At 60.4% G+C, this 16,575-nt stretch carries 9 protein-coding genes; 4 read left to right on the top strand and 5 right to left on the bottom strand.

Translation table 11 applies throughout. The features are described 5' to 3' along the window. The first annotated feature begins 42 nt into the window (after positions 1–42). Positions 43–2,058 carry a type VI secretion system Vgr family protein gene (locus tag ACKZ62_RS26330; RefSeq protein WP_447096041.1) on the top strand — a complete coding sequence of 672 codons (2,016 nt, stop codon included), beginning with the start codon at positions 43–45 and terminating at the stop codon, positions 2,056–2,058. Between the two features lie 15 nt (positions 2,059–2,073). Beyond that, entirely contained in the window at positions 2,074–2,799 is a 726-nt protein-coding gene (locus tag ACKZ62_RS26325; protein WP_447096040.1) for a DUF4123 domain-containing protein, read from the top strand. Here ACKZ62_RS26325 and ACKZ62_RS26320 read toward each other — a convergent pair. Further along, positions 2,785–4,062, bottom strand: coding sequence for an O-acetylhomoserine aminocarboxypropyltransferase/cysteine synthase family protein (locus ACKZ62_RS26320; RefSeq protein ID WP_032890357.1), 1,278 nt, complete (start codon positions 4,060–4,062; stop codon positions 2,785–2,787). The two genes, ACKZ62_RS26325 and ACKZ62_RS26320, sit on opposite strands and share 15 nt — an antisense overlap. A 174-nt stretch (positions 4,063–4,236) precedes the next feature. Here ACKZ62_RS26320 and ACKZ62_RS26315 point away from each other — a divergent pair, with 174 nt between their 5' ends. Further along, positions 4,237–5,073 (top strand): 23S rRNA (adenine(2030)-N(6))-methyltransferase RlmJ, encoded by an 837-nt coding sequence (locus ACKZ62_RS26315; protein ID WP_016975658.1) that lies wholly within the window; start codon positions 4,237–4,239, stop codon positions 5,071–5,073. 125 nt (positions 5,074–5,198) lie between these two features. Here ACKZ62_RS26315 and msrA read toward each other — a convergent pair whose 3' ends face one another. The 4 genes from msrA to aceE all read right to left on the bottom strand — a co-directional run bounded on the left by msrA (position 5,199) and on the right by aceE (position 13,219). Further along, positions 5,199–5,846 (bottom strand): peptide-methionine (S)-S-oxide reductase MsrA, encoded by a 648-nt coding sequence (gene msrA / locus ACKZ62_RS26310; RefSeq protein WP_122682102.1) that lies wholly within the window; start codon positions 5,844–5,846, stop codon positions 5,199–5,201. Between the two features lie 72 nt (positions 5,847–5,918). After that, positions 5,919–8,612, bottom strand: coding sequence for a putative bifunctional diguanylate cyclase/phosphodiesterase (locus ACKZ62_RS26305; RefSeq protein ID WP_032890362.1), 2,694 nt, complete (start codon positions 8,610–8,612; stop codon positions 5,919–5,921). A gap of 303 nt (positions 8,613–8,915) precedes the next feature. Then, positions 8,916–10,562, bottom strand: a complete 1,647-nt coding sequence (aceF, locus tag ACKZ62_RS26300; RefSeq protein WP_447096039.1) for a dihydrolipoyllysine-residue acetyltransferase — start codon at positions 10,560–10,562, stop codon at positions 8,916–8,918. 11 nt (positions 10,563–10,573) lie between these two features. Next, entirely contained in the window at positions 10,574–13,219 is a 2,646-nt protein-coding gene (gene aceE / locus ACKZ62_RS26295) for a pyruvate dehydrogenase (acetyl-transferring), homodimeric type (RefSeq protein WP_032890366.1), read from the bottom strand. A gap of 383 nt (positions 13,220–13,602) precedes the next feature. Here aceE and glnE point away from each other — a divergent pair, with 383 nt between their 5' ends. Further along, positions 13,603–16,542, top strand: a complete 2,940-nt coding sequence (gene glnE, locus ACKZ62_RS26290) for a bifunctional [glutamate--ammonia ligase]-adenylyl-L-tyrosine phosphorylase/[glutamate--ammonia-ligase] adenylyltransferase (protein ID WP_447096038.1) — start codon at positions 13,603–13,605, stop codon at positions 16,540–16,542. Positions 16,543–16,575 lie beyond the last annotated feature (33 nt).

The raw sequence follows: 16,575 nt of genomic DNA, 5'->3' as shown, positions 1-16,575 counted from the left end.
TGGTGCAGAATCCACCGCCTACTCCTCGCAGAGAAACACCGGATGTTCGCTCCTGCCAATCAAAGTGCTTTTACCCTGACCCTCGACGGGGAGCCCAGTGAACTCAACGTCTTTGAGTTTCACGGTGCGGAAGCCATCAGCCAGCCGTATTGTTTTGACCTTGAACTGGTCAGTGAGCAGCCTGACCTCGACCTGGAAAGTTTGCTGCATCGCCAGGTTTTTCTGCGTTTCGATGAGCTCGGCCATGGCGTCCACGGCCTGGTCTATCGGGTGGCGCAGGGCGACTCCGGGCGGCGCCTGACGCGTTATCAGATCAAGCTCGTGCCGCAATTGGCCTACCTGGCCCACAGCAGTCACCAGCGCATTTTCCAGCATCAAACAGTGCCGCAGATTGTTACGCAGGTGCTGGTGGAGCAGGGGGTCCATGCCGATCAATTCGAATTTCACCTGAGCGGTGTTTACCCCGAGCGCGAGTATTGCGTGCAGTTTGCTGAAAGCGACTTGTCGTTCATTCAGCGGCTGTGTGCTGAGGAGGGGATTCACTATCACTTCCAGCACTCGCCTGAACGACACTTGCTGGTATTTGGCGATGATCAAACAGTATTCGCCCAGCCCAATCAGCCAACGCCCTACATGCCAGGCTCAGGGATGGTGGCGGATACACCCGCGATCAAGCGCTTTGCCGTGCAACTGGAAACCCGCACTACGGCGGTCAACCTGCGTGACTACGATTTCCGTAAACCTAGCCTGGTGCTGGAGAGTGACGTGGCCAGCGAACAGCTGCCACGTCTTGAGGCGCAGGGCTATCCCGGCCACTTTTGCGACCGGTCCCACGGCAAGTACCTCGCGCAACGGGGGTTGGAGCGCCACCGTAGCGACTATCGAATTGCCCGCGGCAGCGGTGATGAGCCGACATTGGTCAGCGGCCATTTCCTTACGTTGACCGGTCACCCGCGTGATCCATGGAATGACTTGTGGTTGGTGACTCACGTCACTCACGAAGGCAAGCAACCCCAGGTGTTGGAGGAGGCGGTGACCGAGGTCGCCGGTGGCGATTTTCGTCAGGGTTATCGCAACGAGTTTGTTGCTGCGCCGTGGGACGTGATTTTCCGACCGCCTTTGCCCGAGCAACCGCGGCCGACATTGGCGGGTTATCAAAACGCAGTGGTGACTGGCCCCGCCGACAGTGAAATCCACTGCGATGAATACGGGCGGGTCAAGGTGCAACTGGCCTGGGATCGAGCCGGGGAGCACAACGATCATTCCAGCTGCTGGCTGCGTGTCGCCAGCGGTTGGGCCCATGACCGCTATGGTGCGGTGCTTATTCCGCGAGTGGGTATGGAAGTGCTGGTGGGGTTCGTCAATGGTGATATGGACATGCCGCTGGTGGTGGGTTGCCTGCCCAACGCTGCGACATCGCTGCCCCTCGACCTGCCGGCCGACAAAACCCGCAGCATCTTGCGCAGTCGGAGCAGCCCCGGTGGCGGTGGCTACAACGAACTGCGCATCGAAGACCGCAAGGGCGCCGAGGAAATTTACCTGCGCGCCCAGCGAGATTGGACCCAGCACGTGCTGCATGACCAGCGGGTGGAGGTCGACAATCAACGTCGTATCAGGGTGGCGGGCGAGTCGCACCATGAGCTTCAAGGCGAAGAGCTGCGCATCACTCACGGCAATCGGCTCACCGAACTCAAGCAGGATGATCACCTGGTGATCGGCGGCTCGCAGCAGGTAAAGGCTGGGCTGACCATTCAGATCGGTGCAGGCCAAAGCGTTGTTATTGATGCGGGGGCCATCGTGACGATCCAGGCGGGAGGGCAGTCGATCACGTTGTCTGCGGGCGGTATTTTCAGCAGTGTGCCGATTCAGTTGGGAAGTGGTCCTGCTCCTGTGGCAGCGCCGTTGATGCCTGGAGTGAAGGAGAAGCTGTTGGCGGTTATCCCCGCGCCCCTGAGCCTGGTGCAGGTGGCTAGCCTCAAGCGTAGCGCTCCCTTTTGCGAAGAGTGTGAGCGCTGCAAGAGAGGGCAGTGCGATATCGCTCATTCAGCTCAGCCTTAAAAGGAAGTTATCCCCATGTCTGAACGGTTGATCCCCAGCGCTTGGCTTACACAATTCCCTCTGCTTCCCAATGAGCAGCTCTTCGTGGTGTTGGGCGCTGCCAGCGACGCCAATCCGCTTGCTGCCTGGCGAGCCACCTCAGCCGCATCGCTGCCCCAATCAATTTGGACAGGCACGGCTTACGCCGAATGGGAGGAGGTCATGCCTTACTTGGGCATCGTCGAACCTGACAGCGCCTTTCTTGAATGGGCTGCAACCACTGAAACAATGGATTGGGGGTGGCTGGCGGTATCTTCCAGTCCGTTAGACGTCGTCATCGCGCACCTCCAAAGTTTGACCAAGGTCTATCTGCCGGATGGCCAGGAAGTGTTTTTGCGATTCTGGGATGGCACCCAGTGTCTGCCGATGTTGCAGGGGCTAGGCGATGAGGCGGCAAAAGTATTGCCGGTGTTCCAGCGCTACTTGATCAACGGCCAGCCGCTGACGGTCGCGACGGGGCCTGCGACCGAGGCCAACACCAGCCCTTGGTGGCGAGTCCCCGCATCGCTCTTGGCACACCTGGCAGAGCAAGCACCGCAAACCTTGATCGACAACCTCTTGCAGTGGCTGCAAGAGCAGCGGCCCGACCTGTACACCGCCTTCACGTTGGCGACCTTGCAGCACAAGGTCGCTTATTTCGCTCGTCGGCCGGATTTCACCCATGGGGCGTTGGCCGAATATCTGGCCTTAGAGTTGAGTTGAGCCCAGCGCCTGTTGCAGGTCCTCGATCAAATCTTCAATCGCCTCGATGCCCACCGACAGGCGAATCATCTCCGGCTTCACGCCGGCCTTGGCCTGTTCCTGTTCGTTCATTTGTCGATGGGTAGTGGACGCGGGGTGGCAGGCCAGGGACTTGGCGTCGCCGATATTCACCAAGCGTTTGAAGATTTGCAGGGCGTCGTAGAAGCGCACACCTGCCGCGTACCCGCCCTTCAGGCCGAATGAAAGGATCGCCGAGGGTTTGCCTTGCAGGTATTTCTGCGCCAATGCGTGATGGGGGTGATCAGGCAGCCCCGCATAGCTGACCCATTCCACATCGGCATGGCCTTGGAGGAATTGCGCGACCTTGAGGGCATTTTCCGTATGGCGCTCCATGCGCAGGGCCAGGGTTTCCAGGCCCTGGAGCAGCAGGAAGGCGTTCATGGGCGCCAGTGCTGCGCCGGTGTTACGCAACGGTACGGTGCGCGCGCGAGCGATGAAGGCGGCGGGGCCGAACTTTTCGGTGTAGACCACGCCGTGGTAAGCCGGCTCGGGCTGGTTGAGGCCGGGGAATTTTTCCGGGTATTGGGTCCAGGGGAAGGTGCCGCTGTCGACGATCGCACCGCCCAGGGAGTTGCCATGGCCGCCGATGTATTTGGTCAGCGAGTGCACCACAATGTCGGCGCCGAACTGGATCGGCTTGCACAGGATCGGTGTGGCCACGGTGTTGTCCACCATCAGCGGCACGCCGCGGGCATGGGCGACCTCTGCCAGGGCTTCGATGTCGATGATATTGCCCGCCGGGTTGCCGATGCTTTCGCAATACACCAGCTTGGTGTTGTCGTCGATCAGTTCGGCAATGGCCGCGGCACTGTCGTCGCGGGCGAAGCGTACGTCGACGCCAAAGCTGGGCAGCAAGTGGGCGAACAGGGTGTAGGTGCCGCCGTAGAGCTGTGGCGTGGTGACGATATTGTCGCCGGCGCGAGTGAGGGTCTGGATCGCATAGTGAATGGCCGCGCTGCCGGCCGACACGGCCAGTGCCGCAATACCGCCTTCGAGGGCGGCGATGCGTTGCTCCAACACATCATTGGTGGGGTTCATGATGCGCGTGTAGATATTGCCGGGCACGTCGAGGTTGAACAGGTCGGCACCGTGCTGGGCGTTATCGAATTCGAAAGCGACGTTCTGGTAGATCGGCACGGCCACGGCTTTGGTGGTCGGGTCCGACTTGAAGGCGTGGTGCAGTGCGATGGTGGCGTCTTTCATGATTGTTATTGACCTCCCTGGTTGGTGGATGGCCACAATAAATCCGCCTTGGCGCCAGCATTTAGATTTTTTTCAGTCCCCGTCCTGCTTTTACGACATAAGCACCGCCCGGCATGCAGCCCTGCACCTTTGCGCCCGTAGAAGGTAAACTTCGCCCCCTGCGCAGGAGCAACCATGAATTATCGTCACGCCTTTCACGCCGGCAACCACGCCGATGTCTTCAAACACCTGACCTTGACCCGCCTCATCGCCCTGATGTCGCGCAAGGAGCAGCCGTTCGCCTACCTCGACACCCACGCAGGGATTGGTCTGTACGACCTGCAAGGCGACCAGGCCAATCGCACGGGTGAGTATCTGGAAGGCATCGCGCGCCTATGGGGCGAAAGCGACCTGCCGCCGCTGACTGCCGATTACATGCGCGTGCTGCACGAGATGAATCCTGACGGTCAGTTACGCTACTACCCTGGCTCGCCGGAATTGGCGCGGCGCCTCACGCGCCCACAGGACCGCGTGTTGCTCAATGAAAAGCACCCGGAGGACGGCGTGCTGCTCAAAGACAATATGAAGGGTGATCGCCGCGTCAAAGTGCACTTAGGCGAAGGCTGGCATGTGCCGCGTGCCTTGCTGCCGGTGCCGGAAAAACGCGCGCTGATGCTGATCGACCCGCCGTTTGAAAAGCTCGACGAGATGCAACGCTGCGCCGCCTCCCTCAAGGAAGCCGTCAGCCGCATGCGCCAAACCGTCGCGGCGATCTGGTACCCGGTGAAGGATCAACGCATGCTGCGTCGCTTCTACCAGGACCTGGCCGGCACCGGTGCGCCGAAGTTGCTGCGTGTGGAATTGCTGGTGCATCCGCTGGACACGCCCAACACCTTGACGGGCTCGGGCCTGGCGATTGCCAACCCGCCTTGGGGTCTGGAAGAGGAGTTGCGTGAACTGCTGCCGTGGCTGTCCAAGAAGCTTGGCCAGACCCAGGGTGGGTGGCAGATGGATTGGCTTATTGCCGAATAATCCTCGGCGCTGATCAAGTGTGGGAGGGGGCTTGCCTCCGATAGCGGTGGGTCAGCTACAGATGTACTGACTGACATTCAGCTATCGGGGGCAAGCCCCCTCCCACATTTTGATCTACGTCGGCTTTAGATCGGGCAGGTCACGCCGGTACCGCCGATCCCACAGTAGCCCTGCGGGTTCTTCGCCAAGTACTGCTGGTGATACGCCTCGGCGAAGTACACCGTTGGGGCTTCTTCGATTTCCGTGGTGATAGCACCCAGGCCGGATTTGGTCAGCTCTTGCTGATAAGTCTCGGCACTGGCCTTCGCCGCCGCCAATTGCTCAGGCGTGGTCGCATAGACCACCGAACGGTACTGGCTGCCGATATCGTTGCCCTGGCGCATGCCCTGAGTTGGGTTGTGCAATTCCCAGAACATCTTCAACAGGTCTTCGTATTTCACTTTGGCCTGGTCATAAACCACCAGCACCACTTCACTGTGACCGGTCAGGCCGGAGCAAACTTCTTCGTAAGTCGGGTTCGGCGTGTAGCCGCCCGCGTAGCCGACCACGGTGCTGACCACGCCATCGAGCTGCCAGAACCTGCGCTCCGCACCCCAAAAGCAGCCCAGGCCGAAGATGGCAAAACCCACGTCATCGACGAACGGGCCGAGCAGTGGGTTGCCGTTGACGAAGTGCGTCTCCGGCAGGTTCATCGGGGTTTCACGACCAGGCAACGCTTGTTCTTGAGTAGGCAACACGTTTTTGTTCACCAGAATTTCCGAGCGCAAGACCATGATCAGTCCTCTCAGTCAGATTGAGTAAGGTAAGAATTCAGACAGCCAGTGTGCCCGAGTGTTACCGCGCTGTCAGGCGATTGGCCCGCGCGGGTAGCGTTTGAGCTTCTCAAGCAGCTCTGCGCCGGGGATTGGCCGGTCGAACAGGTAGCCCTGGCCCACGTCGCAGCGATGCCGACGCAGGAACGCCAGTTGCTCGGCGGTCTCGATGCCTTCGGCCACGACCTTGAGCTTGAGGTTGTGAGCCATGGCGATCACGGCCGAGGTGATTTCCATGTCGTCCTGGTTGTCCGGAATTTCATGGATAAAGCTGCGATCGATCTTAATGATGTCGATGGGGAATTTTTTCAGGTAGCTCAGCGACGAGTAACCGGTACCGAAGTCGTCCATGGCCAGGGTCAGGCCAAAACTCTTCAACTGATCCAGTTGCAGGCGCGTGTCTTCAGTGGCTTCCAGCAGCAGGCCTTCGGTCAGCTCCAGCTCCAGCAGGTTGGCCGGCAGCTCTTCTTCCTTGAGGATTGTGGCAATCGAGGCCACCAGGTCCGGGTCGGAGAACTGCTTGGGTGACAGGTTGATCGCCACCTGCAGGTTGCCCATGCCGGCGGCGCTCAGTTGCTTGCTCATGCGGCAGGCCTGGCGGGCGATCCATTTGCCGATGGGAATAATCAGACCCGTCTCTTCGGCCACGCTGATGAACTGATCGGGACGGATCATGCCCTTTTCCGGATGATTCCAGCGCAGCAGCGCTTCCATGCCCAGCAACCGGCCGCTGCGCAGGCACAGCTTGGGCTGGTAGAACACGTCCAGTTCGTTCTGGGTCAGGGCGCGCCGCAGGTTATTTTCCACGAACAGCTTGTAGCTGGCCTCGGCGTTCAGCGCCTCTGTAAACACCTGAACTTGGTGTTTGCCGTTGGCCTTGGCCTTGTGCAGGGCCAGGCCGGCGTTGCGCATCAGGGTCTGCGGGTCGCGCCCGTGCAGCGGCGCGCAGGCCAGGCCCACGGAACCGGTGACGCTGATCAATTGGTTGTCGACGAACATCGGTTTGTCGAGCGTCGCCAGCAATTGGCTGGCGACCTGCTGGCCGCTTTCCAGGTCGGTGTCGTCCAGCAACACCGCAAATTCGTTACTGGCAAAGCGCGCCAGGCTGCCGCTGGCACTCAGGCTGTTGCGCAGGCGGCGGGCCAGGCTGATCAACAGCTTGTCGCCGGTCTGGTGGCCAAGGCTGTCGTTGATGCGTTTGAAGTTGTCGATGTCTACCAGCAACAGGCTGATCGGGCTATCGCTGTCGCGTGCAAAGCGTTCATCGAGGTTGCGGATAAACGCCGGGCGGTTGCCCAGGTTGGTCAGGTTGTCGGTATACGCCAGACGCTCGATGCGCTGCTGGGCGAGCTTGGTCTGGGTGATGTCTTCGTAGATGCCGATGTAGTGCGTCAGCTCACGGTTGTCGCCATACACCTTGGAAATCGACAACTGGCCCCAATAGGGTTCGAGGTTCTTGCGCCGGCTCTTGAACTCGCCCTGCCAGCTGTTGCTCTTGGCCAGGCTCGATGGGGCGTCGAACAGCAATTCGCTGAGGTTTTCCAGGGCGGGCAATTGCGCCAGGCGGTGGCCGTGGACTTCTTCGGCGCTGTACTGGGTGATCGCGGTGAAGCTGGGGTTGACGTACTCCACCACGCCGTCGCAATTGACCAGCAGAAAGGCGTTGGCGCTTTGCTCCACCGCACGCTGGAACAAATGCAGGGCGCTGGTGGCAGTACGGCGGTTGTGGTTGTTGATCACTTGCGCGAACTGGTCAGCGAGCTCGCCGGCGAACGCTATCTCGTCAGCCTGCCAGTCACGCGGGCTGCCGCACTGCTCCAGGCACAATACGCCGACCACTTGGCCGTCGACGCGGATGCTCGCATCGAGCATGGCGTGGATGTCTCTGTTGCGTAGATTCTCGGCCATTTCGCGGGTGCGCGGATCGCGCATGGCGTTGGTGGCGTCGATGGCGCGGCTGCTTTGCAAGGCTTCCAGATAATCCGGGAAGCGGCTGGCATCGATGGGTTCGGGCAGATGGTGCTGTTGGTTGTCGCGGTGGTAAGCCGAGATTGGCACCAGGCGCTGGTCTTCGAGGTTCCAGATGCTGGCGCAGTCGATCTGGTAGATATCGCAGGCGCTGCGCGTGATCAGCTCGGCGGCTTCCTGAAGCGAATTGTTGGCGGTGTAGCGCTGGCGGGCCAGCAACAGGATCAGTTCCTGCTGGGCGCGCACTCGCTCCAGGTGCTGCAATTGCTCCTGCTGGGCGCGCTGGTTCAGCTCCAGGGCGATTTGCAGGCGGCTGTTCTGGCTTTCCAGATCCTCGGTCGGGACGGGTAAGGGAAGCTCGCTGAACAGACCATCAACCACCATCAGGTAGCCGCGCAGCAGATGGCGATTGTGTTGTTTGTAGGCTTCGCCCATTTCCAGCAGGCTCAGAGGGCCGTCACTGGTGTGCAGGGTGTAGCGCACCAGGTAATGAGGGCTCTGGGTCAATTGCTGCTGGATGATGTCGTGTAGTTGATAGCGGGCCTGGGGTTCCATCAGGCTGGCGTAGGGCGTGCCGAGCAGGGCACACAACTCGACCGCTGGCAGGCCGAATTGGCGCTCGCAATTGGGGTCAAGGTACAGGAGAGCCCAGCTTGCCTCATTAAGCCGCTCGAAACGCAGCATACCGAGGCGCGAAGGCACCGGTAACTGCGTCACTACCTCGGCCGCCATACGGGCGACATCGGGTTGGCTTTTCATGGGGAGACTCACTTCAAAAAACGCGCACGGCGCAGGGCTCACGCCCTCTTTTTTTGTTGCCTGTGGCAAGGTTGCATCATGCGGCACAGACTGACAAGAGAGGATGAAGGCTAAGTGCTATAAGGGGGTTATCGGCCGGGCGAGGGATTTCTTCAATCGAGATGACAGAAGGTGTACAAACCTGTTCTGTCTGTATCGAAAAGCAAAAAAAGCCCCGCCAAATTGACGGGGTTGAGGTACGAGCGTGGCGCTCGGAAATCGGTGCAACCAAGTCTCCCCGGTGAAGGGGAGACCTGATCTGGCTTACAGCAAGATGGTGCGGATGTCGTTCAGCAGCTGGCTCAGACGCTGGGTAAAGCGTGCAGCGGCCGCGCCGTTGATCACACGGTGATCGTAGGACAGCGACAGTGGCAGCATCAGCTTCGGCTGGAACGCTTTACCGTCCCAGACCGGCTGGATGGTTGCCTTGGAAACACCCAGGATCGCCACTTCCGGCGCGTTGACGATTGGCGTGAAGCCAGTGCCGCCAATGTGACCGAGGCTGGAGATCGTGAAGCAGGCGCCTTGCATGTCGTCTGCGGTCAGCTTCTTGTCGCGGGCCTTGGCAGCCAACGCAGCCGCTTCGGCAGCGAGTTGCAGCAGGCTCTTCTGGTCGACGTTCTTGATGACCGGTACCAGCAGGCCGTCAGGGGTGTCTACAGCGAAGCCCACGTTGACGTATTTCTTGCGAATGATCGCTTTGCCGCTTGGCGCCAGTGAGCTGTTGAAGTCCGGCAGCTCCTTGAGCAGGTGTGCACACGCCTTGAGCAGCAGTGGCAGCACGGTCAGTTTCACGCCAGCCTTCTCGGCCACGGCTTTCTGCGCAACGCGGAAAGCTTCCAGGTCGGTGATGTCGGCCTGGTCGAACTGGGTAACGTGCGGAATGTTCAGCCAGCTGCGGTGCAGGCTCGACGCGCCGATTTGCATCAGGCGAGTCATTGGCACTTCTTCGGTCTCGCCGAAGCGGCTGAAGTCCACGACCGGGATCGGTGGAATGCCTGAGCCGCCGGTAGCAGCGCCGGCAGCCGGAGCTTCCTTGGCTTTCTGCATCATGGCTTTGACGTAAACCTGCACATCTTCCTTCAGCACGCGGCCATGTGGGCCAGTGGCCGACACAGCGTTCAGCTCGACGCCGAATTCACGGGCCAGTTGGCGTACCGCCGGGCCAGCGTGAACCTTGGCACCGCTTGGCGCAGGTGCAGCAGCAGCTGGAGCAGGTGCGGCCTCGGCTTTTGCAGCAGGTGCGGGTGCAGCGGCCGGTGCAGCTTCAGCTTTGGCAGCAGCCGGAGCGGCGGGGGCTGGAGCGGCAGCCGGTGCGGCGCCTTGTACTTTCAGCTTGAGGATGAAGTCACCGGTGCCGACTTCGTCTTCCAGCTTGACTGCGATGCTTTCCACCACGCCGGCAGCCGGCGAAGGAATTTCCATGGAAGCCTTGTCGGATTCCAGGGTGATCAGGGATTGGTCGGCTTCGACGGTGTCGCCAACCTTGACCAACAGCTCGATGATCTTGGCCTTGCCCGACGAACCGATGTCCGGAACATGAATGTCCTGAACAGAGGCGGCGGCCGGTGCAGCAGCCGGGGCCGCAGGGGCCTCGGCTGCAGCGGCAGGCTTTTCAGCGGCAGGCGCTGGTGCAGCAGCGGCAGCAGGAGCCGCCGCAGGTGCAGCATCAGCGGCACCTTCGATTTCCAGCTCCAGCAGTTCGTCGCCTTCTTTCAGGCGGTCGCCCAGCTTCACTTTCAGGCTCTTGACCACGCCGGCCTTGGGAGCAGGGATTTCCATGCTCGCCTTGTCCGACTCCAGGGTCAGGATGCTCTGGTCGGCTTCGACTTTGTCGCCGACCTTCACAAACAGCTCGATTACTTCACCTTCACCGCTGCCGATGTCAGGTACGCGAATGAGTTCGCTCACAAAAAATCTCCTCAGCAGTCCAGTGGGTTGCGTTTTTCCGGGTTGATCCCGAACTTGACGATAGCGTCAGCCACCACCTTAGGTTCGATCTCACCACGGTCAGCCAAGGCTTCCAGGGCTGCCAACACCACGAAGTGACGGTCGACTTCGAAGAAGTGACGCAGCTTCTTACGGCTGTCACTGCGGCCGAAACCGTCGGTACCCAGGACTTTGAATTCCTTGGATGGGACCCACTGGCGAATTTGTTCAGCGAACAGCTTCATGTAGTCGGTAGAGGCAATGACTGGACCTTTACGGCCGGCCAGGCACTCTTCGACGTAGCTCTTCGCGGGTTTCTGACCAGGATGCAGGCGGTTGCTGCGCTCTACGGCCAGGCCGTCGCGACGCAGTTCGTTGAAGCTGGTAACGCTCCACACGTCGGCGCCGACGTTGAATTCGTCACGCAGGATCTTCGCTGCTTCACGCACTTCACGCAGGATGGTGCCGGAGCCCATCAGCTGTACGTGGTGCGCTGCTTCCTTGGTGTCTTCTTCGAGCAGGTACATGCCCTTGATGATGCCTTCCTCGACACCGGCCGGCATGGCTGGCTGCTGGTAGGACTCGTTCATCACGGTGATGTAGTAGAAAACGTCCTGCTGCTCTTCGGTCATCTTCTTCATGCCGTCCTGGATGATCACCGCCAGCTCATAGCCGTAGGTTGGATCAAAGGTGCGGCAGTTCGGGATGGTGGCAGCCAGGATGTGGCTGTGACCGTCTTCGTGTTGCAGGCCTTCGCCGTTCAGCGTGGTCCGGCCGGCGGTGCCGCCGATCAGGAAACCACGGGTACGGCTGTCGCCTGCTGCCCAAGCCAGGTCGCCGATACGCTGGAAGCCGAACATCGAGTAGAAGATGTAGAACGGCAGCATCGGCTGGTTGTGGCTGGAGTACGAAGTACCGGCAGCGATGAAGGAGCTCATGGCGCCCGCTTCGTTGATGCCTTCTTCGAGGATCTGGCCCTTCTTGTCTTCCTTGTAGAACATCACCTGGTCTTTATCGACTGGCTCATAGAGCTGGCCGACGGAGGAGTAGATGCCCAACTGACGGAACATGCCTTCCATACCGAAGGTACGGGCTTCGTCCGGGATAATCGGAACGATGCGTGGACCGATTTCCTTGTCCTTGACCAACTGCGCGAGGATCCGCACGAAGGCCATGGTGGTGGAAATCTCACGGTCGCCCGAACCGTCCAGGATGGCCTTGAGGGTGCTCAGGTCCGGGGTCGGTACGGAGAAACTGTTGGCGCGGCGCTGTGGTACGAAACCGCCCAGTGCAGTGCGGCGCTCGCTCAGGTAGCGGGCTTCGGCGCTGTTTGGCTCTGGCTTGAAGAACGGCAGGTTTTCCAGCTCTTCGTCCTTGACCGGGATGTCGAAGCGGTCGCGGAACAACTTCAGGCTGTCGACGTCGACTTTCTTGGTGTTGTGCGCAGTGTTCTTCGCTTCGCCAGCACCGGTGCCATAACCCTTGATGGTCTTGGCCAGGATGACGGTTGGTTGTTCTTTGTGGTTGACCGCTTCGTGGTACGCCGCGTAGACCTTGTACGGGTCGTGGCCGCCACGGTTGAGTTTCCAGATCTCGTCGTCGGACAGGTCTGCAACCATTGCCTTGAGTTCAGGCGTGTTGAAGAAGTGTTCACGTACGAACGCGCCGTCTTTGGCTTTGTAGTTCTGGTACTCGCCGTCGATGACTTCGTCCATGCGACGTTGCAGGATACCGTCAACGTCCTTGGCCAGCAGTGGGTCCCAGAAACGGCCCCAGATGACTTTGGTCACGTTCCACTGAGCACCGCGGAACACGCCTTCGAGTTCCTGGATGATCTTGCCGTTGCCGCGAACCGGGCCGTCGAGGCGCTGCAGGTTGCAGTTGATGACGAAGATCAGGTTGTCCAGCTTCTCGCGGCCGGCCAGGGAGATGGCGCCCAGGGATTCCGGCTCGTCGCACTCGCCGTCGCCCAGGAAGCACCAGACTTTCTGCTTGCCTTCAGGGATGAAGCCACGGGCTTCCAGGTACTTCATGAAACGTGCCTGGTAGATCGCTTGAATTGGACCCAGACCCATGGAAACGGTCGGGAACTGCCAGAAATCAGGCATCAGCCAAGGGTGCGGGTAGGACGACAAGCCGCCACCGTCGACTTCCTGGCGGAAGTTGTTCATCTGGTCTTCGGTGATACGACCTTCCATGAACGCGCGAGCATAAACGCCTGGCGAAGTGTGACCCTGGAAGTAGATCAGGTCGCCGCCGTGTTCGTCGGTCGGGGCCTGGAAGAAGTAGTTGAAGCCGATGTCATACAGGGTTGCGCTGGAAGCGAAGCTGGAGATGTGACCGCCCAGGTCCGAATCTTTCAAGTTCGTGCGCATTACCATCGCCATGGCGTTCCAACGTACCAGCGAGCGAATGCGGCGTTCCATGAACAGGTCGCCAGGCATGCGTGCTTCGTGGGTAACGGGGATGGTGTTGCGGTATGGCGTGGTGATGGCGTAGGGCAGTTGCGAGCCGCTGCGGGTCGCGAGTTCGCCCATACGGGTCATCAGGTAGTGAGCACGGTCTTCGCCTTCTTTGTCGAGAACCGATTCCAGGGCGTCCAGCCATTCCTGGGTTTCGACGGGATCGAGGTCTTGCATGGCTTGCTCCAGGGCGGAAAGGCTACCAGAATCGGTTGCCTGAAGTTTGCGACTGGCCTTGTGGGCAGACGACATAAATTCTTGGATGGCCGAAGGTTGCTTCGGCGTCCTGTAGTTTTACTACAAATCGTCGGCCATTTCAGCCTTTCGAATGTATATACGAGTAGTAAAACTACACAAGACCGAGCGTATGGCTCGGTCTGGCTGGTGAGCATAATCGTTATTGTTGATCTTTTGCGAACAAGAAAAGGTAGAAGTTTAATGTTGTCTGCCAAAAACTATCAATTTTCAGCTATTTATAACCTTTGTTCGACAGTCCTTCATCGAGCGTGCTTCTTGCGTTCGCAGCAACAAGCCCATTACGCGCCGATCAAGGATAGACCATGAGCCTTCCAATGCTGGCCGAATTGCCGGCCATTCTCCTCCCAATTGCCCAGCGGGCCGAGCAGTCATTTCGTGACGCAGTGGCCGCGCTGGACGACGATCATGGACTTTGTACGTGGACGCCGCAACGCTGGGCCGACTTCACCCGGGTGTGCGCCGCCAGTGATTTCGTCATTGAACAGAGTGTTCGTGACCCTTTGATGTTGCTGGAGCTGGTGGCCTGGGGCGAGCTGGACCGCGGCTTTGCGCCGGGCGAGCTGTGCGGGCAAATTGCAGGCGCTGTGCAACAGGCCGAAACCGAAGACGAACTGGGCCGCGTATTGCGTCGCCAGCGCACGCGCCAGCAAGTACGGATTATTTGGCGCGACCTGACCCGTCAGGCTGATCTGGTGCAGACCTGTCGAGATCTGTCCGACATGGCTGACGCCTGCATCGACCAAGCCTACCAATGGCTGTACCAACGCCACTGCGTGCAGTTCGGCACGCCCACCGGCCGGCGCAGCGGCGAGCCGCAGCACATGGTCATCCTTGGCATGGGCAAGCTCGGCGCGGTGGAGCTGAACCTCTCGTCGGATATCGACCTGATCTTCGCCTACCCCGAAGGCGGCGAAACAGTGGGCGTGAAGCGTTCACTGGATAACCAGGAGTTCTTCATTCGCCTTGGTCAAAAACTGATCAAGGCCCTCGACCCCATGACCGTCGACGGTTTTGTGTTCCGCGTTGATATGCGCCTGCGTCCCTACGGTTCGGCCGGAGCGCTGGTGCTCAGCTTCAATGCGCTGGAGCAGTACTACCAGGATCAGGGCCGCGACTGGGAACGCTACGCCATGATCAAGGCGCGCGTAGTGGCAGGCGACCAGGTGGCCGGTGCGCAATTGCTCGATATGCTGCGACCGTTTGTGTACCGCCGCTACCTGGACTTCTCCGCCATCGAAGCGCTGCGCACCATGAAGCAGTTGATCCAGCAGGAAGTGCGGCGCAAAGGCATGGCCGACAATATCAAGCTCGGCTCGGGCGGTATCCGCGAGGTGGAATTCATCGCTCAGGCCTTCCAGTTGATTCACGGCGGTCGCGACCTCAGCCTGCAACAACGCCCGCTGCTCAAAGTGCTCGGTACCCTGGAGGGCCAGGGTTACCTGCCGCCGGCGGTGATCGCCGAGTTGCGCAATGGCTACGAGTTCCTGCGCTACACCGAGCATGCCATCCAGGCAATAGCTGACCGCCAGACCCAAATGCTTCCGAGCACTCCGGAAGATCAGGCGCGCATTGCCTTTATGCTGGGCTTTGCCGACTGGTCCGCGTTCCATGAGCGCCTGATGCACTGGCGTGGCCGGGTGGACTGGCACTTCCGCCAAGTGATTGCCGACCCCGATGAAGAAGAGGGCGAAGAAAGCGAGTTGGTAGTGGGCGGTGAGTGGTTGCCGCTCTGGGAAGAGTCCCAGGATGAAGACGCCGCCTGCCGCCAATTGACCGAAGGTGGCTTCACTGACGCGCCCAGGGCGCTCAAGGCTCTGGCTGGTTTGCGCGGCAGCCCGCAGTTACGTGCGATGCAGCGCCTCGGTCGCGAACGGCTGGATGCGTTTATCCCGCGCCTGTTGGCCCAGGCGGTCGAACACGCCAACCCGGACCTGGTGTTGGAGCGCGTGCTGCCGCTGGTGGAGGCCGTCGCCCGTCGCTCCGCTTACCTGGTGCTGCTCACGGAAAACCCCGACGCCCTGCGCCGCCTGTTGACCCTGTGCGCCGCCAGCCCGTGGATTGCTGAGCAGATCACCCGTTTCCCGCTGTTGCTGGACGAGTTGCTCAACGAAGGCCGCCTGTTCAAGCCGCCGCTGGCGCCGGAGTTGGCCGCCGAATTGCGCGAGCGCCTTACGCGTATCCCCGAGGACGACCTTGAGCAGCAGATGGAAGCGCTGCGTCACTTCAAGCTCGCCCACCGCCTACGCGTGGCCGCTTCGGAAATCGCCGGCAGCCTGCCGTTGATGAAAGTCAGCGACTACCTGACCTGGCTCGCCGAAGCCATCCTCGAACAAGTGCTGGCCCTGGCCTGGCGCCAGACCGTGGCGCGCCACGGCTCGCCGCAGCGTCTGGACGGCACCCTGTGCGATCCTGGGTTCATTATTGTCGGTTATGGGAAAGTCGGCGGGATCGAACTGGGGCATGGTTCGGACCTGGATCTGGTGTTTATCCATGATGGCGATCCGCAGGCCGAAACCGATGGCGCCAAGCCGATTGACGGCGCGCAGTTCTTCACGCGCCTGGGCCAGCGCATCATTCACCTGCTGACCACCCAGACCAACTCCGGTCAGTTGTACGAAGTGGATATGCGCCTGCGACCTTCCGGTGCGTCCGGTTTGCTGGTCAGTTCGCTGGGTGCATTTGATCGCTATCAACAAAATGAAGCGTGGACCTGGGAGCATCAGGCCCTGATCCGCGCGCGGGTGCTGGTTGGCAGTCAGGATGTGGGCCGTGCGTTCGAGCAGGTACGGGCTAAAGTGTTGGGGCGTGAGCGGGATCTGGCGAAACTGCGCCAGGAGGTCAGCGAGATGCGCACCAAGATGCGTGACAACCTGGGCACCAAGGCCACCACAGCCGGTACCGGCGCCAATGCCTTCGACGCCGCGGCCGTGTTCGACCTCAAGCAGGACGCCGGAGGTATCGTCGATATTGAATTTATGGTGCAATACGCGGCTTTGGCGTGGTCTGCCCAGCACCCATCGTTGCTGCGCTACACCGACAATATCCGCATTCTGGAAGGCCTGGAGCAGGTGGGGTTGATGCCCGCCGCCGATGCCCACCTGCTGCGCGAGGTGTATAAGGCCTACCGTTCCGCTGCGCATCGCCAGGCCTTGCAAAACGAGGCCGGTACGGTGGCGGGGGATCAGTTCGCCGACGAACGGCGACAGGTGATGCGCATCTGGCAGGAGCTGGGGTTGAGCTGAAACACTATTAGGGCGGGGAGGCATAAGCCTCCC

It is taken from the genome of Pseudomonas sivasensis (assembly GCF_052938085.1).
This window is presented reverse-complemented; position numbering and strand designations above follow the sequence as displayed.